The organism is Staphylococcus sp. Y174-1, from assembly GCF_049897865.1.
Lineage (GTDB): Bacteria > Bacillota > Bacilli > Staphylococcales > Staphylococcaceae > Staphylococcus > Staphylococcus saprophyticus.
In genome coordinates, this window is the sequence record NZ_JAFCXB010000002.1 from 26316 (window position 1) to 44293 (window position 17978).

Genomic DNA, 17978 nt, shown 5'->3' on the forward strand with positions numbered 1-17978 from the left:
ATAAATAAAAAAAGCTCCAGCTTATGCTGGAGCTTTAAAACGATGATTAATTTGAACACAAATTGCTGTTGCAACTCGTGTAGCAAATCTGTAAGCGAACAATAGATTCGCAACAGTTTCGGTAATATTAACGTTTTGAGAATTGTGGTGAACGACGAGCTTTTTTAAGACCTGGTTTTTTACGTTCTTTCATACGTGGGTCACGAGTAAGTAATCCAGCGCGTTTTAAAGAACCTCTGTATTCAGGATCAGCTTCTAATAATGCACGAGAAATTCCGTGACGGATTGCTTGAGCTTGTCCAGTAAATCCTCCACCTTGAACGTTAACTAATACATCATAGTTACCTTTAGTTTCTGTTACATCGAATGCTTGGTTAATGTCTAAAATTAATGATTCGAATGGTAAATAGCTACGTACATCGCGACCGTTTACAGTAATATTACCTTCGCCTGGTACTAAACGTACACGTGCTACTGAGTTTTTACGACGGCCTGTGCCTCTATATTCAACTTGTGCCAATGTAATTTCCTCCTTTTAATTAACCACGTAACTCGTAGTTTTCTGGTTGTTGTGCAGCGTGTGGATGTTCAGCGCCACCATATACAAATAATTTTTTACCTTGTTTTTCACCTAAACGAGTGCTTGGTAACATTCCTTTAATTGAATTTTCAAGTAAACGTTCTGGGTTATTCGCTTTTAACTCACCAGCTGAAATTGATTTAATTCCGCCTGGGTGGTTAGAGTGACGATAGTACATTTTATCGCGCTCTTTATTACCAGTGAAATGGATTTTTGAAGCGTTGATGACGATTACGTAATCACCTGTATCAACGTGTGGTGTATAAGTTACTTTATTTTTACCGCGTAAAATAGCTGCTACTTCTGATGATAAACGACCAAATGTTTTACCTTCAGCATCAATAACATACCATTTGCGCTCAATGTTTGATTCATTAGCCATAAATGTTTGACGCATATAATTGTCCTCCTAGAATGAATAAATGTTTCTCGTTTAATAGTTTATACTTTTTAAAACTTAGATTTCATTTATTTTATTAATTGTTTGTTTCTACGTGCTTCTATATCGTGTTACACAATAAGATTCCGGGGCTTATCGTGGGTGATATAAAACAATACCGTTAGTAATCGTATAATTTTTCTGTCGTTTTGTCAATCTAATTTAAAGATTTTGTGATGATTTTTTTTGATGTATTTTTATATTATTACCAAAGTCTTGAATTAATTCATTGGGTGTTAAATAAATCTTCTCTAAGTACAATCCTTCAGCCGGCGCGGTAAAGGGAACTTGATTACGATCTCTTGCTTCTAATAACTGTGGGACCTCTTGTGGTTCTCTCTTGCCTTTACCCACTTCTATTAAAAATGCAATTAACACACGTACCATATTATATAGGAATCCAGAGCCTGTGACAATATAGTCAAAGCCACTTTCTGTCTTTTCTATGCGACTTTCATATAATGTTCTTATCTTACTTTCAACCTCAGTCTTCTGAGAACAAAAGCCTGTGAAATCATGTGTTCCTATAAAATGTTGCGCTGCCATATTCATCTTTTCAATATCTAACTGTTCAGGCACATAAGTTTTTAATCCACAAAGAAATGGATCTTTATGGGCTGATTGATAAATCTTATAACGGTAAGATTTTCCAACGCAATCATATCTACAATGAAAATCATCATTAACAAAAGAAACATCATTGACATAAATATCATCTGGTAGCGCACGGTTCATTGCATATTGCCATTGCTGTTCTGGAATATTTAATTCTGTATCAAAATGAAAATACTGTTCAATCGCATGTACGCCTCTGTCGGTTCTACTACTTGGATGTATTCTTACCTCATGCTTATGCATGCGTTTTAATATCTTTTCAAATTGCTGTTGAATGGTTCTTCCGTGTTGCTGAATTTGGAAACCAAGAAACTGGCTCCCTTGGTATGAAATATTAACTAAGACTCGCATCTGTTATTACACTCCTAAATATTTTAAACCAAATAATATAATGGCAATGGGTATAATCAAAATTAATGTAATTGTATCCTTAAACTGCCACTCTAATCTGCGATAGCTGGTACGTATTTTTTGAGTATCGTACCCTCTTACTTCCATGGCTATAGCTAAATCTTCTGCTCTTTGGAAAGCTGAAATAAATAATGGGATAAGTAAGGGTATAAATGCTTTGATTCTGTTAATAAGTCCACCTGAACTTATTTCTGAACCACGTGATTTTTGCGCTAAAATAATTTTATCTAATTCATTCATTAATGTTGGTATAAATCTAAGTGCAATGGACATCATCATACTCAATTGATGTACTGGTATTTTAACAATTTTAAGCGGTGATAATAATCGTTCAAACGCATCAGTCAAATCTATCGGACTTGTACTTAAGGTCATAATCGTTGATATCATGATAATAAACATCAGTCTAAGTACAATATAGATACCTTCTAGAATACCCTGTATATCTATAGAAATAAATCCTATTTCAAATATGCGTGAACCACCTTTAGTTAGAAATAAATGCATAAGAAAGGTAAATATTAAAAATATCCATATTGGTGTTAATCCCTTAATTAAGAACCAAAATTTTATATGTGCTAATTTCATAATGCTAATTATCAAAATAAATAACCATAAATATGTTCCAAATGAGTGTGCAAAAAATATTAACACAATAAATAAAAATACAAATATTAATTTAACTCTAGGATCCAAATGATGGATAATTGTATTTAAAGGAAGATAGCGTCCAATTATAAACTTATCTTTCATCTTCTTGCCACTCCTTATACATATCAATAAATTCATCTTCTGTTAATGCTATTTTATTGAAATAATATTGATATTTATCCTCAATATCTCTTTGCAATTTTACAACATCTGGAACATCTAAATGCAATTGATTAACATAATTCGTATCACTAAACAACTTTCTAGGTGAGCATGCTTCGACGAGTTGACCTTGTTTCATTATTTTTATTTCATCCACATATTTTGCAACATCATTCATTTCGTGTGTCACAAGTATGATTGTTTTATTTTGTTCTACTTGCAGTTTTTTAATCATTTTCATTATTTGATCTCTACTTTTTGGATCAAGTCCAGCCGTAGGTTCATCTAATATAACGATATCTGGATCCATAGCCAATATAGATGTTATAGCAATTTTTCGCATCTGACCACCAGACATCTGAAAAGGTGATTGCTGCAATATATCTCTACTAAAACCAAAATCGATTAATAGCTTATATGCACGTGCTTTTACTTCATCTATAGGCATATTAAAGTTTTTTGGACCAAACAATATTTCTCTTTCTACTGAATCTTCAAAGAGTTGTGATTCAGGAAATTGGAACACAACACCGATACGCTTACGAATTTGTTTCAATACTTTATCCTTAGTTTTATGGGTAATGGTTATATCATCGATTTGCAATTTACCGGTAGAAGGTTTAAGTAAACCATTAAAATGCTGGATTAATGTCGATTTACCAGAACCAGTTTGACCTATGACTGCGTAATATTTCCCTTGTTGAAATGTAGTTTCAATATCCCTTAAAGCTACATGTTCAAATGGGGTGCCCTTTTGATATACATAACTTACTTGATTAAATTTGACTGTCATATTTTTTTTACCAGCCCTTCATAAGTTATAAAATCCGTGCTCCCCAACAAAGTACGTGCCATGCGAATAGAAAAAGGTAAATCTAATCCAATTTCCGTCAGACCGTCTCCATCATTAAATACATGTTGCGGCTTACCTGTTTGATATACTTCACCATCATTTAAGACAACTAAATGATCTGCTTCTGCAGCTTCAGTTAAGTCATGTGTAATAGAAATGATTGTAACCTCTTTTTCTTCTTTCAAGCGATGAATTAAACTAATAAGTTCTTTTCTTCCTGCTGGATCTAACATAGACGTTGCCTCATCCAATATAATTACATCTGTATTTAATGCAAGAACACCAGCAATTGCAACCCGTTGTTTTTGACCACCAGAGAGTGACTGTGGCTCATAATCTGCTCTATCTAACATTTCAACGTCTTCCAACGCTTTGGGCACTATACGTTGCATATCGTCATATGAGACGCTATTATTTTCAAGTCCAAAAGCGACATCGAACGCTACTGTAGAACCCACAAACTGATTTTCTGGATTTTGAAAGACAATGCCTATATGCTGTCTCAAATCACTCAAATTTTGTTGGTTAATACATTGATTACGAAAATAAATATGCCCATCAATAGGTTTTTCAATACCGACCATTAATTTTGCTATCGTAGATTTACCAGAACCATTATGACCAACAATTGAAGTCCATTTCCCTTTTGGAATGCCAAAAGATACATCATTTAACGCAAGTGGCTCATCACTATTATATTTAAATCTAACATGGTTAAATGTAATAATATTGTCATGCGTATCCATATCTCTAGCCTCCCAAATAATCATAACGTTTTTTATATACTTTATCTATTTTACATGAAAAGGTAATCTAAAGAAAGTTTAGATAGTTAATCATTGTGACAAAATCAATCCGTATTCTAATTTAAAAACGTGTTTATGTTCCAATAATTAATGTTTACTATTGCTCCGCAATTGCATAAGACCCCCTAAATTCCTTTGGAATTATGGTTCAGTCGATTACTATTGCTCCGCAATTGCATAAGACCCCCTAAATTCCTTTGGAATTATGGTTCAGTCGATTACTATTGCTCCGCAATTGCATAAGACCCCCTAAATTCCTTTGGAATTAAGGTTCAGTCGATTACTATTGCTCCGCAATTGCATAAGACCTCCTAAATTCCTTTGGAATTATGGTTCAGTCGATTACTATTGCTCCGCAATTGCATAAGACCCCCTAAATTCCTTTGGAATTAAGGGGGTCTTATAATATAAAAAAGCGCGCACCCCATCATCATTTTTGAGTTCACGCTTTAAAGTTTTATTTAGTTTTGATGGGGTACTCTGAGCTAGACAATATTTGTATGTGGCAAACATTATCGTTGCACTCATTTGCTTTATATATAGTAGTACATGTATTTAAATTAAACTAATTCAATAATTACTGATTCAGCACCATCGCCGCGACGAGGACCTACTTTAAGAATACGAGTGTAACCGCCTTGACGTTCTGTATAACGTTCAGCAACTTCACCGAATAATTTTTGTAATGCAGTTTGTACTGTTTCATCTTCGTTTAAGATTTCAACATTACGTAAAGTTTTAGCTGCTTGACGACGTGAAGCTAAATCGCCTTTTTTACCTAAAGTGATTAATTTTTCAACAACACTACGTAATTCTTTTGCACGCGCTTCTGTAGTTTCAACACGTTCACTAACGATAAGTGAAGTAGCTAAGTCACGTAACATCGCTTTACGTTGATCAGAAGTACGACCTAATTTTCTGTAACCCATGAGTTAACCTCCTTTATATTAATCTTCTTTTCTTAAACCTAAACCTAGGTCTTCAAGTTTATACTTAACTTCTTCTAAAGATTTACGACCTAAATTACGTACTTTCATCATATCTGCTTCAGATTTATCAGCTAATTCTTGAACAGAGTTGATACCTGCACGTTTTAAGCAATTGTATGAACGTACTGATAAGTCTAATTCTTCAATAGACATTTCAAGTACTTTTTCTTTTTGATCCTCTTCTTTTTCAATCATGATTTCAGCATTTTGTGCTTGATCAGTTAATCCAACGAAGATATTCAAGTGTTCAGTTAAGATTTTTGCAGCTAATGAAACTGACTCTTGTGGTGTGATTGAACCATTTGTCCAAACATCCAATGTCAATTTATCAAAATCACTACTTTGACCCACACGTGTGTTTTCTACAGTGTAGTTAACACGTTCAACTGGAGAATAAAGTGAGTCGACTGGAATTACACCAATTGGTAAATCACTAGTTTTGTTTTGTTCTGCTAATGCGTAACCTCTACCCTTGTTAGCAACTAGACGGATTTTTAAATGTCCACCTTTTGAAACTGTTGCAATTTTAATCTCAGGATTTAAAATTTCAACATCACTATCATGAGTAATGTCACTTGCAGTTACATCGCCTTCATCTTTAACATCAATTTCTAAAGTTTTATCTTCTTCAGAATAGATTTTCAATGCTAGTTTTTTGATGTTCATAATAATTGTAGATACATCTTCAACGACATTGTCTATTGCTGAGAATTCGTGTAATACGCCTTCGATCTCAATGTACTTAACGGCTGCACCTGGTAATGAAGATAGTAGGATACGACGTAAGGAGTTTCCTAGTGTAGTACCGTAGCCACGTTCTAGTGGTTCAACAACGAACTTACCGAATTTAGCATCTTCACTAATTTCAATTGTTTCAATTCTAGGTTTTTCGATTTCAATCATTTACAAATATCCTCCTTGTTTACGTCGATTGATTTTTACTGTATTTCTCAGTGACCTGCGACAATAACAATAAAATTATACGCGACGACGTTTCGGCGGACGACAACCATTATGTGGTACTGGAGTAACGTCACGGATTGCAGTTACTTCTAATCCAGCTGATTGTAACGCACGGATAGCTGATTCACGACCAGGACCTGGACCTTTTACAGTAACTTCAACAGATTTTAAACCATGTTCCATAGCTGTTTTTGAAGCAGTTTCTGATGCCATTTGAGCTGCAAATGGAGTTGATTTTTTTGAACCTTTAAATCCTAATGCACCTGCTGATGACCATGATAACGCATTACCAAATTCATCAGTAATAGTTACGATTGTATTATTAAATGTTGAACGGATGTGTGCCACACCATTTTCAATATTCTTTTTCACTCTACGTTTACGAGATACTTGTTTACGTGCCATTTAAATTTTGCCTCCTTTACCTATTATTTTTTCTTGTTAGCTACAGTTTTAACTGGGCCTTTACGAGTACGAGCATTGTTTTTTGTTTTTTGTCCGCGAACTGGTAATCCACGACGGTGACGGATACCACGGTATGATGAGATTTCCATTAAACGTTTAATGTTTAAGTTTTGCTCACGACGTAAGTCACCTTCTACTTTATAGTTGTCAACAACTTCACGGATACGACCTAATTCATCATCAGTTAAATCTTTAACGCGTGTTTCTGGTGATACGTTAGCTTCTTCAGCAATTTTGTTAGCTGTAGTAGTACCGATACCGTACACATAAGTTAATGAAATAACAATACGTTTTTCACGTGGAATATCTACTCCTGCAATACGTGCCATAATTATTTACACCTCTCTTTATTAACCTTGTCTTTGTTTATGTTTTGGGTTGCTACAAATTACCATTACTTTACCTTTACGTTTAATGACTTTACATTTTTCGCAAATTGGTTTTACTGATGGTCTTACTTTCATTTTTAAACCTCCCTATATTATGGAGTGACGATTATTTATAACGATACGTAATTCTTCCGCGTGTTAAATCATACGGAGACATTTCTACTGTTACTTTGTCGCCAGGTAGAATACGAATATAATTCATTCTAATTTTACCACTTACGTGAGCTAAAATTTCATGACCATTTTCTAATTCTACTTTAAACATTGCATTTGGTAAAGTATCTAATACAGTACCTTCTAATTCAATTACATCTTGTTTAGCCATTAATTAACTTCCCCCTTTATGAAATAGTCGGTTATCGTCAAAAATCAACTCTAACCATACGTGTCTATAAGTGTTGTTAATCAGTTTAACAAATATAATGAATTACGTAATCGCATTGTCACTCTTATTTAATTATACCTTTGACATTACATAGACCGTACAAAGTTGATCTTATTTTAAATCTTCTAAGATATCAATGACGTCGTTTGTAACGACTTTAATATCTCTAGAACCATCAATGTTTTTCAAAACATTTTTATTATCATAGAATTCTAAGATAGGTTTAGATTGTTTTACATTGACGTTTAAACGATTAGCAACTGTTTCTGGGTTGTCATCTTCACGTTGATATAATTTACCACCGTCAAGATCACAAATACCATCAACTTTTGGAGGATTGAATACAAGATGATAAGTTGTTCCGCATTTCTCACAGATTCTACGACCAGTGAGGCGGTTCATTAATTCTTCTTCAGGTACCTCTATATTGATAACAGCATCAATTTCTCTATCTAATTCTTTCATGATATTACTTAATGCTTCAGCTTGTTCAATAGTACGAGGAAAGCCGTCAAGTAAGAATCCTTTTTTCGCATCGTCTTCAGATATTCTATCTTTAACGATACCCACAGTAACTTCATCAGGGACTAATTCTCCACGATCCATGTACGATTTAGCTTCTTTACCTAAATCCGTTTCATCTTTAATCGCTTTTCTGAACATGTCACCAGTAGATATGTGTGGAATTGGGAATTTCTTAACAATTTCACTCGCTTGAGTTCCTTTACCTGCACCAGGTAAACCCATTAAAATGATATTCATAAATGCCCTCCTACAATTTATCTACCACCAAAGCCTCTATAATCTTTTTGGCTCACTTGAGCTTCTAGACTTTTCATTGTTTCAATCGCTACACCAATTACAATTAGTAAGCTCGTACCACCAACCTGAATAGACTGTGGTAAGCTCATTACTTTCGTTGCAATAATTGGCAGAATCGCTATTACAGCTAAGAATATTGATCCGACAAAAGTTAAACGATAGAGAACTCTAGTAATATATTTTTTGGTTTGTTCGCCAGGTCTAATACCTGGAACATAACTTCCTTGTTTCTTCAGGTTATCTGCCATCTTTTCAGGATTAACTTGTACAAATGCATAGAAGTAAGCAAATGCTATGATGAGTACAACGTATACAATCATACCAATGTTATTCGATGGATTTGCCACGTCTGATACCTTTTGCGCCCAACTTGCGTCAGGGAAAAACAATGTCAATGTTCTTGGTAACAAGAAGAATGCCATTGCAAAGATAACTGGGATAACACCTGCAGAGTTAACTTTCAAAGGTAAATATGTTGCTTGTGAACCTAATCGTTGTGCTGATTGTTTCTTCGCATATTGAATTGGAATTTTACGAATAGCTTGTAGTACATATATTGCACCAACCGTTAATAATATCATTCCAATAATTAAGCCAATTACTTTCAACCAAGCCATAGAAGTATCATCTTGGCCAACAAAGGCCTGTTGATAAAACTGGATTAGTGATGAAGGTAATGAAGACAAAATACCAGCGAAGATGATAATGGAAATACCATTACCAACACCGAATTGAGTGATTTGTTCACCTAACCATATTAAGAATGCTGTTCCAGCTGTTAAAACAACAGCGATTAATAAATAACTAAGAATCGATTGATCCATGATCAATTGACCTTTTAAATAATTATTAAATTGGAAAGCCATCCCAATAGATTGGATAAAAGCAAGTACAATAGCAAAATAACGCGTTACGTTATTAAGTTTCTTTCTACCTGCATCACCTTGTTTTGCCCACTCTGAAAACTTCGGAACAATATCCATTTGTAATAACTGCATTACGATTGACGCAGTAATATAAGGCATTATACCCATGGCAAAGATAGAAAAGTTCTTCAAGGCTCCGCCACCAAATGTATTTAACAAGTCAGTGACACCTTGAGAACCTTGTTGACTGTCAAAAGCAGCTGGGTTAACACCAGGTGCTGGAATATAAGTACCTATTTTAAAAATAACTAACATTGCGAGAGTAAAAAAGATCTTGTTACGAACTTCTTTTGTTTTAAAGAAGCTCACAAGCGTTTCAAACATTAGATCACCTCGTGTGCTCCGCCTTTTGCATCAATAGCTTCTGCTGCAGATGCAGAGAATTTGCTAGCTTTAACTGTTAGTTTTTTATCAAGAGAACCAGTACCTAGTATTTTAATACCAGATTTTTCACTCTTAACTACACCAGATTCTACTAATAAAGCAGGAGTTACTTCAGTACCATCTTCAAATTTATTAAGTTGGTCTAAGTTAACAATAGCATATTCTTTACGGTTGATGTTAGTAAAACCTCGTTTTGGTAAGCGACGGAATAATGGTAATTGTCCACCTTCGAAGCCTGGTCTTACACTACCACCTGAACGCGCTTTTTGTCCTTTTTGTCCACGACCACTAGTTTTACCGTTACCAGTAGCTGCACCACGTCCAACGCGGTTACGAACTTTACGAGAACCTTCTGCTGGTTTTAACTCATGTAATTTCATATCGGCACCTCCTTAAAATTATTTTTCTTCTACTGTCACTAAGTGACTTACTTTGTTGATTTGCCCACGAATAGCAGGGTTATCTTCAACAACTACTGAAGAGTTTGTTTTTTTCAAACCTAAAGCTTCAACAGTTTTACGTTGTGTTTCTGGACGACCTATAACACTACGAGTGAGGGTAATTTGTAATTTAGCCATAACTTATTTTCCCTCCTTAATTGTATAATTCTTCTACTGATTTGCCGCGTAATTTCGCAACATCTTCAGCATTTTTAAGGTTTTTTAATCCATTGATTGTAGCACGAACCATGTTAATTGGTGTATTTGAACCTAAAGATTTACTTAAGATATCAGTGATACCCGCTAATTCTAATACCGCACGAACAGGGCCACCTGCGATTACACCAGTACCTGGTGCAGCTGGTTTCATAAATACACTGCCTGAACTGAAACGTCCAGTAATTGTGTGAGGTGTTGTACCTTCAACACGTGGAACTACAACTAAATCTTTTTTAGCTGCTTCAACTGCTTTTTTGATTGCTTCAGGTACCTCTTGTGCTTTACCAGTACCGAAACCAACGCGACCGTTCTTATCTCCAACTACTACTAATGCAGTGAAACGGAAACGACGACCACCTTTTACAACTTTCGCAACACGGTTAATTGTAACAACGCGTTCTTCAAATTCTTTCGCTTCTTCTCTACGAGCCATGTAAATGTCCCTCCTTTAAATTAAAATTCTAAACCATTTTCACGAGCTGCATCTGCTAAGGCTTTAACACGGCCATGGTATAAATATCCTCCACGGTCAAATACAATTGTTTTTACGCCTTTTTCGCTAGCTCTTTTAGCTACAGTTTCGCCAACTTTAGCTGATAATTCAACTTTTGATCCAGATTCATTTGCTAAATCTTTTTCTTGAGTTGAAGCTTGTGCTAATGTTTTACCATTTACATCATCAATGACTTGTGCATAGATGTGTTTATTTGAACGATAGATGTTCAAACGTGGTTTTTCTGCTGTGCCAGCTAATTTATTACGTACACGCGCATGTCTTTTAAGACGCACTTTGTTTTTATCAATTTTGCTGATCATCTTAATACTCCTTTCTTCTGAAAGTTATTTATTATTTACCAGTTTTACCTTCTTTACGGCGAACGTATTCACCTTGGTAACGAATTCCTTTACCTTTATAAGGTTCTGGAGGTCTTACTGAACGAATGTTTGAAGCGATTGCTCCAACTTGTTCTTTAGAAATACCAGCAACAGTTACTGTTGTGTTTTTCTCAACACCGAAAGTAATACCATCATCAGCTTTAATTTCAACTGGGTGAGAGTAACCAACGTTTAAAATTAAGTCATTACCTTGCATTTGAGCACGGTAACCAACACCAACAAGTTCAAGTGTTTTTTGGTATCCTTCTTTAACACCTTGTATCATATTGTTAATTAAAGCACGAGTTGTACCATGTACTGTTCTATCATCTTTAGAATCAGTTGGTCTTACAACTTCTAAAGTGCTTTCGTCTTGTTTATATGTCATTCTTTCATTCATTGTTCTTGATAATTCACCTTTAGGACCTTTAACAGTGATTGTGTTACCTTCAACACTTACTGTTACGTCGCTAGGGATGTCAATAATTTTTTTACCAACACGACTCATGTTATCGCACCTCCTTATTATTTATTATTACCAAATGTAACCTAGGATTTCTCCACCGATGTTACGTTTTCTAGCTTCTTTATCAGTTACAACACCTTCAGAAGTTGAAACTAATGCAATACCTAAACCATTAAGTACTTTAGGTACTTCGTTAGCTTTAGCATATACACGTAAACCAGGTTTTGAAATACGTTTTAAACCAGTGATAACACGTTCATTGTTTTGACCATATTTAAGGAATAAACGGATAACCCCTTGTTTATCGTCTTCAACGTATTCTACGTTTTTAATGAAACCTTCACTTTTTAAAATTTCAGCAATTTCTTTTTTAATGTTTGAAGCAGGTAATTCTAACTTATCGTGACGCACCATGTTTGCGTTTCTTACACGAGTTAGCATATCTGCAATTGGATCGTTGATTGTCATTGATTGTTGCCTCCTTTCAGACTATTTTCTATTACCAGCTAGCTTTACGAACGCCAGGGATTTGGCCTTTATAAGCTAATTCACGGAAACAAATACGGCATAATTTAAATTTACGATATACAGAATGTGGACGACCACAGCGTTCACAACGAGTATACTCACGTACTTGGAACTTTTGTTTTTTTTGTTGCTTAGCAACCATTGAAGTTTTAGCCACTTAATTAGCCTCCTTTAGAGATTATTTGTGAAATGGCATACCGAATTGTGATAACAATTCACGAGCTTCCTCGTCAGTGTTAGCAGTCGTTACGATAACGATATCCATTCCTCGTACTTTATTTACTCGGTCATAGTCAATTTCTGGGAAAATTAATTGTTCTTTAACACCTAAAGTGTAGTTACCTCTACCATCGAATGCAGTTTTAGATACACCTTGGAAGTCACGTACACGTGGTAGTGAAACAGCAATTAATTTATCTAAAAAGTCATACATTCTTTCACCACGTAGTGTTACTTTCGCACCGATAGGCATACCTTCACGTAAACGGAATGTTGCTACTGATTTTTTAGCTTTTGTAATTAATGGTTTTTGACCAGTGATAGCTTGTAATTCTTCTACAGCATCATCTAATACTTTAGTATTTTGAACAGCGTCACCGACACCCATATTTACAACGATTTTTTCTATTTTTGGAACTTCCATTACTGAACTGTAGTCAAATTGCTTAACTAAGTTTTGAGTAACTTCAGAATTGAATTTTTCTTTTAAACGGTTCACAGTGGATCCTCCTTTCAATTAATTATTAATTATTAGATTTGATTTCTTCGCCAGATTTTTTAGCGATACGAACTTTTTTACCATCTACGAATTTATGACCTACGCGTGTTGGTTCATTCGTTTTAGGGTCTAATAACTGTACATTAGAAACATGGATTGCTGCCTCTGTTTCTAAGATTCCACCTTCAGGATTAAATTGAGTTGGTTTTTGGTGCTTTTTAATTATATTGACACCTTCCACAACGACACGGTCTTTTTTAGGTTCAGTTGAAACAACTTTACCTTCTTTACCTTTGTCTTTACCTGCGATAACTTTTACGTTGTCACCTTTTTTGATATGCATGTGTGGCACCTCCTTAAATTTATATATTTATAAATGTTTTATTAAAGTACTTCTGGAGCTAATGATACAATTTTCATGAAGTTGCCTTCACGTAATTCACGAGCAACAGGTCCAAAAATACGAGTACCACGTGGGCCTTTGTCGTCACGAATGATGACACATGCATTTTCATCAAATTTGATATATGAACCATCGTTACGGCGTACACCTGATTTAGTACGAACTACAACAGCTTTTACTACTTCACCTTTTTTGACAACGCCACCTGGTGTAGCATTTTTAACACTTACAACGATAACGTCACCAATGTTAGCTGTTTTACGACCAGATCCACCTAATACTTTAATTGTAAGAACTTCACGCGCACCAGAGTTATCTGCTACTTTTAATCGTGTTTCTTGTTGGATCATGAGTTAAACCTCCTTTATCTTCACTATTTAATTAAATAATTACTGATTCTTCAACAATTTCTACCAAACGGAAACGTTTAGTTGCTGATAAAGGACGAGTCTCTTGTATCTTAACTGTGTCCCCTAATTTAGCTGAGTTGTTTTCATCATGAGTTTTGTATTTTTTAGAGTATTTTACTCGTTTACCATATAACTTGTGTGTTTTGTATGTTTCAACAAGTACAGTTATCGTTTTATCCATTTTATCGGAAACGACTCTACCTACATAAACTTTACGATCATTTCTTTCGCTCACTTTAGTAACCTCCTCTTTCAATTGAATTATTGATTCCCTTTACCTTGTTCAATTTCTCTTTCACGAGCAACAGTTTTTAGACGTGCAATCGTTTTTCTTACTGTGCGAATACGTGCAGTTTCCTCTAATTGACCTGTAGCTAACTGAAAGCGTAGGTTAAAAAGCTCTTCTTTTGAAGATTTGATTTGTTCTTCGATTTCTGAAGTGGTTAAGTCTCTAATTTCCTTAGCTTTCATTTGTTTCACCACCCAATTCTTCACGTTTTACAAACTTAGTTTTAACTGGAAGTTTGTGACTTGCTAAACGTAATGCTTCACGCGCAACTTCTTCGTTTACGCCTGCGATTTCAAATAAAATTCTACCTGGTTTTGCTACTGCAATCCAACCTTCTACTGCACCTTTACCAGCACCCATACGTACTTCTAAAGGTTTTTGAGTGTAAGGTGTATGTGGGAAGATTTTAATCCAAACTTTCCCGCCACGTTTCATGAAACGAGTCATTGCAATACGAGCTGATTCGATTTGACGAGATGTGATCCAAGACGTTGTAGTTGCTTGTAAACCATACTCACCAAATGTTACATAGTTACCGCCTTTAGAACGACCAGTAGTTTTAGGACGATGTTGACGACGATATTTTACACGTTTTGGTAGTAACATTACTATTTTCCTCCTTCACTAGTGTTCTTAGTAGGAAGAACTTCTCCACGATAAATCCATACTTTGACACCTAATTTACCGTAAGTAGTGTCAGCTTCTGCATGTGCATAACCAATGTCAGCACGTAGTGTATGAAGTGGAACAGTTCCTTCTGAATATTGTTCAGCACGAGCGATGTCAGCTCCGCCTAAACGACCTGAAACTTGTGTTTTGATACCTTTGGCACCAATTTTCATTGCTCTTGTAATAGCTTGTTTTTGTACACGACGGAATGAAGCACGGTTTTCTAATTGGCGTGCAATATTCTCAGCAACTAATTTAGCATCTAAATCAACTTTTTTGATTTCGATAACGTTGATGTGTACTTTTTTGTTTGTTAATGAGTTTAATTTGTTACGTAATTTTTCAATTTCTGAACCGCCTTTACCGATAACCATACCTGGTTTACCAGTATGAATAGCGATGTTGATACGATTAGCAGCACGTTCAATTTCAACGTGTGAAACTGATGCTTCTTGTAATGCGTTATCAATATACTTACGGATTTTTAAATCTTCGTGTAATAATGATGCGAAGTCTTTTTCTGCATACCATTTAGCTTCCCAATCACGGATTACACCAACACGAAGTCCGATTGGATTAATTTTTTGACCCACAGTGTACCCTCCTTAAAAAATATATTAAGCTTCTTTAGCTTCTTCTTTACCGTCACTTACGACGATTGTAATGTGGCTTGTACGTTTGTTAATTGCACTTGCACGACCTTGTGCACGTGGACGGAAACGTTTTAATGTTGGTCCTTCATTAGCATAAGCTTCTTTAACTATTAATTCATCAGTGTTCATGTCATAGTTATGTTCAGCATTAGCTAAAGCGGACATTAATAATTTTTCTACTACTGGTGATGAAGCTTTGTTTTTTAATTTTAAAATTGCAATAGCTTCTCCAGCGCTCTTACCTCTAATTAGATCTAATACTAATCTAACTTTACGAGGTGCGATTCTTATTGTTTTAGCAACCGCTTTTGCTTCCATTCGAATTTCCTCCTCTACCTGTTAGAAATTATCTTCTAGTTTTTTTGTCGTCTGCAGCGTGTCCTTTGAAAGTACGAGTTGGTGCGAATTCTCCTAATTTATGACCAACCATATCTTCTGTTACGAATACAGGCACATGTTTACGTCCATCATATACAGCGAATGTATGTCCGATAAAATCAGGGAAAATAGTTGAACGACGTGACCAAGTTTTGATTACTTGTTTTTTCTCGCTTCCGCTTTGAGCTTCAACTTTTTTCTTTAGATGATCGTCAGCGAAAGGTCCTTTTTTAATACTACGAGCCATAGTGGCGCCTCCCTTCTTATTGTGTGCGTGCAGCTATTAAGCCGCACACGCAAATAAGTTATTTTTATTTTTTCTTACGTCCACGAACGATAAGTTTGTCTGAAGATTTTTTACCACGACGAGTTTTCTTACCAAGCGTAGGTTTACCCCAAGGTGACATTGGAGATGGTCTACCGATAGGTGCACGACCTTCACCACCACCGTGTGGGTGATCGTTAGGGTTCATTACAGAACCACGAACTGTTGGGCGAATGCCTTTCCATCTAGAACGTCCTGCTTTACCAACGTTTACAAGTTCATGTTGGATGTTACCAACTTGACCAATAGTAGCACGGCAAGTTGAAAGAATCATACGTACTTCGCCAGATCTTAATCTGATTAATACATATTTACCTTCTTTACCAAGTACTTGTGCACTAGCACCAGCTGAACGAGCAATTTGTCCACCTTTACCAGGTTTTAACTCGATGTTATGGATTACTGTACCTACTGGAATGAATTGTAATGGTAATGCATTACCTACTTTAATATCTGCTTCTTCACCGCTTTCAAGAACTTGACCTACTTTTAGGTTTTTTGGAGCGATGATATAGCGTTTTTCACCATCAGCATAAACTAATAACGCAATGTTTGCTGAACGGTTTGGATCATATTGTATTGAATCAACTTTAGCATTGATCCCATCTTTATTACGTTTGAAGTCAATAACACGGTATTGACGTTTGTGTCCTCCACCGTGGTGGCGAACTGTCAATTTACCTTGGTTATTTCGTCCCGCTTTTTTCGGTAGCGGTTGTAATAATGACTTTTCAGGTGTAGTTTTCGTGATTTCAGCGAAATCTAAACTAGTCATATTACGACGACCATTAGTAATTGGCTTATATTTTTTTAGAGCCATTGTCGTTTACCTCCTTATTGGTAATGTTTTTTAGTTGAAAAGATCGATTGATCCTTCTTTTAATTTAACGATTGCTACGCGTCTTTTGTTTGTATAGCCTTGGTAACGGCCCATACGTTTTTTCTTTGGTTTGTAGTTAATGATGTTTACATTATCAACTTTTACATCAAAGATTTCTTCAACAGCGATTTTAACTTGTGTTTTATTAGCACGAGTATCAACGTCGAATGTGTATTTGTCTTCAGCCATAGCAGCTGAAGATTTTTCAGTGATTACGGGGCGCTTAAGAACGTCTCTTGCTTCCATTATCCGAGCACCTCCTCAACTTTTTTAGCAGCTGATTCTGTAATTACTACACTGTCAGCGCTTGTGATATCTAGAACGTTTAAACCTTGAGCTGTAGTTACTTGAACACCAGGGATGTTACGTGCTGATAAAGCAACATTCACATCTTCAGATTCTGTTACTACTAATACTTTTTTAGGTTGTTCTAAATTAGAAAGTACAGTTTTGAACTCTTTTGTTTTTGGAGCATCTAGGTTTAATGCATCAACAACAGTTAAGCCTTTCTCTTGTACTTTGAAAGATAATGCTGAGCGTAATGCTAAACGGCGCATTTTCTTAGGCATTTTGTATGAGTAGCTTCTTGGTGTTGGTCCGAATACGATACCACCACCACGCCATTGTGGAGCACGGATTGTACCTTGACGCGCACGTCCTGTACCTTTTTGTCTCCATGGTTTACGTCCACCACCACGTACTGCTGAACGGTTCTTAACAGCGTGAGTACCTTGGCGTAATGAAGCACGTTGTAAGTTAATTGCTTCAAAAAGAACGTTGTTGTTTGGTTCGATTGCAAATACTGCATCGCTTAGTTCAACTGAACCTGATTTAGTTCCATCTACTTTTAATACATCATAATTAGCCATTATGCAATTCCTCCT

At 35.6% G+C, this 17978-nt stretch carries 33 protein-coding genes; all 33 read right to left on the reverse strand.

Translation table 11 applies throughout. From position 1 onward, the window contains the following. Positions 1-127: 127 nt before the first annotated feature. The 33 genes from rpsI to rplD all read right to left on the reverse strand — a co-directional run bounded on the left by rpsI (position 128) and on the right by rplD (position 17963). Positions 128-520 carry a 30S ribosomal protein S9 gene (gene rpsI, locus ACP7BT_RS06855; protein ID WP_002482644.1) on the reverse strand — a complete coding sequence of 131 codons (393 nt, stop codon included), beginning with the start codon at positions 518-520 and terminating at the stop codon, positions 128-130. A gap of 19 nt (positions 521-539) precedes the next feature. After that, positions 540-977, reverse strand: coding sequence for a 50S ribosomal protein L13 (gene rplM, locus ACP7BT_RS06860; RefSeq protein ID WP_002482643.1), 438 nt, complete (start codon positions 975-977; stop codon positions 540-542). Between the two features lie 204 nt (positions 978-1181). Further along, complete coding sequence (truA, locus tag ACP7BT_RS06865) at positions 1182-1985, reverse strand: tRNA pseudouridine(38-40) synthase TruA (RefSeq protein WP_011302610.1); 804 nt, start codon at positions 1983-1985, stop codon at positions 1182-1184. A 6-nt stretch (positions 1986-1991) separates the two neighbouring features. Then, positions 1992-2798 (reverse strand): energy-coupling factor transporter transmembrane component T family protein, encoded by an 807-nt coding sequence (locus ACP7BT_RS06870; protein ID WP_002482641.1) that lies wholly within the window; start codon positions 2796-2798, stop codon positions 1992-1994. Next, complete coding sequence (locus ACP7BT_RS06875; RefSeq protein WP_002482640.1) at positions 2788-3651, reverse strand: energy-coupling factor transporter ATPase; 864 nt, start codon at positions 3649-3651, stop codon at positions 2788-2790. Before ACP7BT_RS06875 ends, ACP7BT_RS06870 begins: the two co-directional genes overlap by 11 nt. After that, on the reverse strand, positions 3648-4457 hold the full coding sequence (locus tag ACP7BT_RS06880; RefSeq protein ID WP_002482639.1) for an energy-coupling factor transporter ATPase: 810 nt from the start codon (positions 4455-4457) through the stop codon (positions 3648-3650). The genes ACP7BT_RS06875 and ACP7BT_RS06880 overlap by 4 nt, the downstream gene beginning before the upstream one ends. A 620-nt stretch (positions 4458-5077) precedes the next feature. Beyond that, the gene (rplQ, locus tag ACP7BT_RS06885; RefSeq protein WP_002482638.1) at positions 5078-5446 is read right to left on the reverse strand and encodes a 50S ribosomal protein L17; all 369 of its coding nucleotides are present in this window, start codon (positions 5444-5446) and stop codon (positions 5078-5080) included. A gap of 18 nt (positions 5447-5464) precedes the next feature. Continuing rightward, a complete protein-coding gene (locus ACP7BT_RS06890) occupies positions 5465-6409 on the reverse strand; it encodes a DNA-directed RNA polymerase subunit alpha (RefSeq protein WP_002482637.1) in 945 nt (314 codons plus the stop codon). Positions 6410-6484: 75 nt separating this feature from the next. Continuing rightward, positions 6485-6874 carry a 30S ribosomal protein S11 gene (gene rpsK / locus ACP7BT_RS06895; protein ID WP_002482636.1) on the reverse strand — a complete coding sequence of 130 codons (390 nt, stop codon included), beginning with the start codon at positions 6872-6874 and terminating at the stop codon, positions 6485-6487. A 23-nt stretch (positions 6875-6897) separates the two neighbouring features. Then, positions 6898-7263 carry a 30S ribosomal protein S13 gene (gene rpsM, locus ACP7BT_RS06900; RefSeq protein WP_002482635.1) on the reverse strand — a complete coding sequence of 122 codons (366 nt, stop codon included), beginning with the start codon at positions 7261-7263 and terminating at the stop codon, positions 6898-6900. A gap of 21 nt (positions 7264-7284) precedes the next feature. Next, entirely contained in the window at positions 7285-7398 is a 114-nt protein-coding gene (gene rpmJ / locus ACP7BT_RS06905; protein ID WP_002482634.1) for a 50S ribosomal protein L36, read from the reverse strand. A 31-nt stretch (positions 7399-7429) separates the two neighbouring features. Next, complete coding sequence (gene infA / locus ACP7BT_RS06910; protein WP_001118443.1) at positions 7430-7648, reverse strand: translation initiation factor IF-1; 219 nt, start codon at positions 7646-7648, stop codon at positions 7430-7432. A gap of 171 nt (positions 7649-7819) precedes the next feature. Further along, on the reverse strand, positions 7820-8470 hold the full coding sequence (locus ACP7BT_RS06915; RefSeq protein WP_011302604.1) for an adenylate kinase: 651 nt from the start codon (positions 8468-8470) through the stop codon (positions 7820-7822). Between the two features lie 17 nt (positions 8471-8487). After that, positions 8488-9780 (reverse strand): preprotein translocase subunit SecY, encoded by a 1293-nt coding sequence (gene secY / locus ACP7BT_RS06920; RefSeq protein WP_037537939.1) that lies wholly within the window; start codon positions 9778-9780, stop codon positions 8488-8490. After that, the gene (rplO, locus tag ACP7BT_RS06925; RefSeq protein WP_002482631.1) at positions 9780-10220 is read right to left on the reverse strand and encodes a 50S ribosomal protein L15; all 441 of its coding nucleotides are present in this window, start codon (positions 10218-10220) and stop codon (positions 9780-9782) included. The genes secY and rplO overlap by 1 nt, the downstream gene beginning before the upstream one ends. A gap of 18 nt (positions 10221-10238) precedes the next feature. Next, complete coding sequence (gene rpmD, locus ACP7BT_RS06930; RefSeq protein WP_002482630.1) at positions 10239-10418, reverse strand: 50S ribosomal protein L30; 180 nt, start codon at positions 10416-10418, stop codon at positions 10239-10241. A gap of 16 nt (positions 10419-10434) precedes the next feature. Next, positions 10435-10932, reverse strand: a complete 498-nt coding sequence (rpsE, locus tag ACP7BT_RS06935) for a 30S ribosomal protein S5 (protein WP_011302602.1) — start codon at positions 10930-10932, stop codon at positions 10435-10437. A 20-nt stretch (positions 10933-10952) separates the two neighbouring features. Further along, positions 10953-11315, reverse strand: coding sequence for a 50S ribosomal protein L18 (gene rplR, locus ACP7BT_RS06940; RefSeq protein ID WP_002482628.1), 363 nt, complete (start codon positions 11313-11315; stop codon positions 10953-10955). Between the two features lie 31 nt (positions 11316-11346). Further along, complete coding sequence (rplF, locus tag ACP7BT_RS06945) at positions 11347-11883, reverse strand: 50S ribosomal protein L6 (protein ID WP_002482627.1); 537 nt, start codon at positions 11881-11883, stop codon at positions 11347-11349. A 27-nt stretch (positions 11884-11910) separates the two neighbouring features. Continuing rightward, entirely contained in the window at positions 11911-12309 is a 399-nt protein-coding gene (gene rpsH, locus ACP7BT_RS06950; protein ID WP_002482626.1) for a 30S ribosomal protein S8, read from the reverse strand. A 31-nt stretch (positions 12310-12340) separates the two neighbouring features. Continuing rightward, positions 12341-12526, reverse strand: a complete 186-nt coding sequence (locus ACP7BT_RS06955; protein WP_002482625.1) for a type Z 30S ribosomal protein S14 — start codon at positions 12524-12526, stop codon at positions 12341-12343. 21 nt (positions 12527-12547) lie between these two features. Further along, positions 12548-13087, reverse strand: a complete 540-nt coding sequence (gene rplE, locus ACP7BT_RS06960; RefSeq protein ID WP_002482624.1) for a 50S ribosomal protein L5 — start codon at positions 13085-13087, stop codon at positions 12548-12550. A 25-nt stretch (positions 13088-13112) separates the two neighbouring features. Continuing rightward, entirely contained in the window at positions 13113-13430 is a 318-nt protein-coding gene (gene rplX / locus ACP7BT_RS06965; protein ID WP_002482623.1) for a 50S ribosomal protein L24, read from the reverse strand. A 41-nt stretch (positions 13431-13471) separates the two neighbouring features. Further along, the gene (rplN, locus tag ACP7BT_RS06970; RefSeq protein WP_002482622.1) at positions 13472-13840 is read right to left on the reverse strand and encodes a 50S ribosomal protein L14; all 369 of its coding nucleotides are present in this window, start codon (positions 13838-13840) and stop codon (positions 13472-13474) included. Positions 13841-13871: 31 nt separating this feature from the next. Then, the gene (gene rpsQ, locus ACP7BT_RS06975) at positions 13872-14135 is read right to left on the reverse strand and encodes a 30S ribosomal protein S17 (protein WP_002482621.1); all 264 of its coding nucleotides are present in this window, start codon (positions 14133-14135) and stop codon (positions 13872-13874) included. Positions 14136-14161: 26 nt separating this feature from the next. Further along, entirely contained in the window at positions 14162-14371 is a 210-nt protein-coding gene (gene rpmC / locus ACP7BT_RS06980; RefSeq protein WP_041079111.1) for a 50S ribosomal protein L29, read from the reverse strand. Further along, positions 14361-14795, reverse strand: a complete 435-nt coding sequence (rplP, locus tag ACP7BT_RS06985; protein WP_002482619.1) for a 50S ribosomal protein L16 — start codon at positions 14793-14795, stop codon at positions 14361-14363. Before rplP ends, rpmC begins: the two co-directional genes overlap by 11 nt. A 2-nt stretch (positions 14796-14797) precedes the next feature. Then, a complete protein-coding gene (gene rpsC, locus ACP7BT_RS06990) occupies positions 14798-15451 on the reverse strand; it encodes a 30S ribosomal protein S3 (RefSeq protein ID WP_002482618.1) in 654 nt (217 codons plus the stop codon). Between the two features lie 24 nt (positions 15452-15475). Continuing rightward, the gene (gene rplV, locus ACP7BT_RS06995) at positions 15476-15829 is read right to left on the reverse strand and encodes a 50S ribosomal protein L22 (protein ID WP_002482617.1); all 354 of its coding nucleotides are present in this window, start codon (positions 15827-15829) and stop codon (positions 15476-15478) included. 28 nt (positions 15830-15857) lie between these two features. After that, complete coding sequence (gene rpsS, locus ACP7BT_RS07000) at positions 15858-16136, reverse strand: 30S ribosomal protein S19 (protein ID WP_002482616.1); 279 nt, start codon at positions 16134-16136, stop codon at positions 15858-15860. Between the two features lie 64 nt (positions 16137-16200). Next, on the reverse strand, positions 16201-17034 hold the full coding sequence (gene rplB, locus ACP7BT_RS07005; RefSeq protein WP_002482615.1) for a 50S ribosomal protein L2: 834 nt from the start codon (positions 17032-17034) through the stop codon (positions 16201-16203). Positions 17035-17064: 30 nt separating this feature from the next. After that, positions 17065-17340, reverse strand: a complete 276-nt coding sequence (gene rplW, locus ACP7BT_RS07010) for a 50S ribosomal protein L23 (RefSeq protein ID WP_002482614.1) — start codon at positions 17338-17340, stop codon at positions 17065-17067. Continuing rightward, a complete protein-coding gene (rplD, locus tag ACP7BT_RS07015) occupies positions 17340-17963 on the reverse strand; it encodes a 50S ribosomal protein L4 (RefSeq protein WP_002482613.1) in 624 nt (207 codons plus the stop codon). Before rplD ends, rplW begins: the two co-directional genes overlap by 1 nt. Between the last annotated feature and the right edge of the window lie 15 nt (positions 17964-17978).

Excerpts from the sequence above, each read along its gene's own strand:
- ACP7BT_RS06915 (WP_011302604.1), bottom strand. The coding sequence starts at position 8,470 with ATGAATATCATTTTAATGGGTTTACCTGGTGCAGGTAAAGGAACTCAA.
- rpmJ (WP_002482634.1), bottom strand. The coding sequence starts at position 7,398 with ATGAAAGTAAGACCATCAGTAAAACCAATTTGCGAAAAATGTAAAGTC.
- rplD (WP_002482613.1), bottom strand. The coding sequence starts at position 17,963 with ATGGCTAATTATGATGTATTAAAAGTAGATGGAACTAAATCAGGTTCA.
- rplO (WP_002482631.1), bottom strand. The coding sequence starts at position 10,220 with ATGAAATTACATGAGTTAAAACCAGCAGAAGGTTCTCGTAAAGTTCGT.
- rplR (WP_002482628.1), bottom strand. The coding sequence starts at position 11,315 with ATGATCAGCAAAATTGATAAAAACAAAGTGCGTCTTAAAAGACATGCG.
- rpsM (WP_002482635.1), bottom strand. The coding sequence starts at position 7,263 with ATGGCACGTATTGCAGGAGTAGATATTCCACGTGAAAAACGTATTGTT.
- rplN (WP_002482622.1), bottom strand. The coding sequence starts at position 13,840 with ATGATCCAACAAGAAACACGATTAAAAGTAGCAGATAACTCTGGTGCG.
- ACP7BT_RS06875 (WP_002482640.1), bottom strand. The coding sequence starts at position 3,651 with ATGACAGTCAAATTTAATCAAGTAAGTTATGTATATCAAAAGGGCACC.
- rplM (WP_002482643.1), bottom strand. The coding sequence starts at position 977 with ATGCGTCAAACATTTATGGCTAATGAATCAAACATTGAGCGCAAATGG.
- rplW (WP_002482614.1), bottom strand. The coding sequence starts at position 17,340 with ATGGAAGCAAGAGACGTTCTTAAGCGCCCCGTAATCACTGAAAAATCT.
- ACP7BT_RS06880 (WP_002482639.1), bottom strand. The coding sequence starts at position 4,457 with ATGGATACGCATGACAATATTATTACATTTAACCATGTTAGATTTAAA.
- rpmD (WP_002482630.1), bottom strand. The coding sequence starts at position 10,418 with ATGGCTAAATTACAAATTACCCTCACTCGTAGTGTTATAGGTCGTCCA.
- rpmC (WP_041079111.1), bottom strand. The coding sequence starts at position 14,371 with ATGAAAGCTAAGGAAATTAGAGACTTAACCACTTCAGAAATCGAAGAA.
- rpsK (WP_002482636.1), bottom strand. The coding sequence starts at position 6,874 with ATGGCACGTAAACAAGTATCTCGTAAACGTAGAGTGAAAAAGAATATT.
- rpsS (WP_002482616.1), bottom strand. The coding sequence starts at position 16,136 with ATGGCTCGTAGTATTAAAAAAGGACCTTTCGCTGACGATCATCTAAAG.
- truA (WP_011302610.1), bottom strand. The coding sequence starts at position 1,985 with ATGCGAGTCTTAGTTAATATTTCATACCAAGGGAGCCAGTTTCTTGGT.
- rpsH (WP_002482626.1), bottom strand. The coding sequence starts at position 12,309 with ATGACAATCAACGATCCAATTGCAGATATGCTAACTCGTGTAAGAAAC.
- rplQ (WP_002482638.1), bottom strand. The coding sequence starts at position 5,446 with ATGGGTTACAGAAAATTAGGTCGTACTTCTGATCAACGTAAAGCGATG.
- rplF (WP_002482627.1), bottom strand. The coding sequence starts at position 11,883 with ATGAGTCGTGTTGGTAAAAAAATTATTGACATCCCTAGCGACGTAACA.
- ACP7BT_RS06870 (WP_002482641.1), bottom strand. The coding sequence starts at position 2,798 with ATGAAAGATAAGTTTATAATTGGACGCTATCTTCCTTTAAATACAATT.
- infA (WP_001118443.1), bottom strand. The coding sequence starts at position 7,648 with ATGGCTAAACAAGATGTAATTGAATTAGAAGGTACTGTATTAGATACT.
- rplX (WP_002482623.1), bottom strand. The coding sequence starts at position 13,430 with ATGCATATCAAAAAAGGTGACAACGTAAAAGTTATCGCAGGTAAAGAC.
- rplV (WP_002482617.1), bottom strand. The coding sequence starts at position 15,829 with ATGGAAGCAAAAGCGGTTGCTAAAACAATAAGAATCGCACCTCGTAAA.
- rpsE (WP_011302602.1), bottom strand. The coding sequence starts at position 10,932 with ATGGCTCGTAGAGAAGAAGCGAAAGAATTTGAAGAACGCGTTGTTACA.
- rplP (WP_002482619.1), bottom strand. The coding sequence starts at position 14,795 with ATGTTACTACCAAAACGTGTAAAATATCGTCGTCAACATCGTCCTAAA.
- rplB (WP_002482615.1), bottom strand. The coding sequence starts at position 17,034 with ATGGCTCTAAAAAAATATAAGCCAATTACTAATGGTCGTCGTAATATG.
- ACP7BT_RS06890 (WP_002482637.1), bottom strand. The coding sequence starts at position 6,409 with ATGATTGAAATCGAAAAACCTAGAATTGAAACAATTGAAATTAGTGAA.
- secY (WP_037537939.1), bottom strand. The coding sequence starts at position 9,780 with ATGTTTGAAACGCTTGTGAGCTTCTTTAAAACAAAAGAAGTTCGTAAC.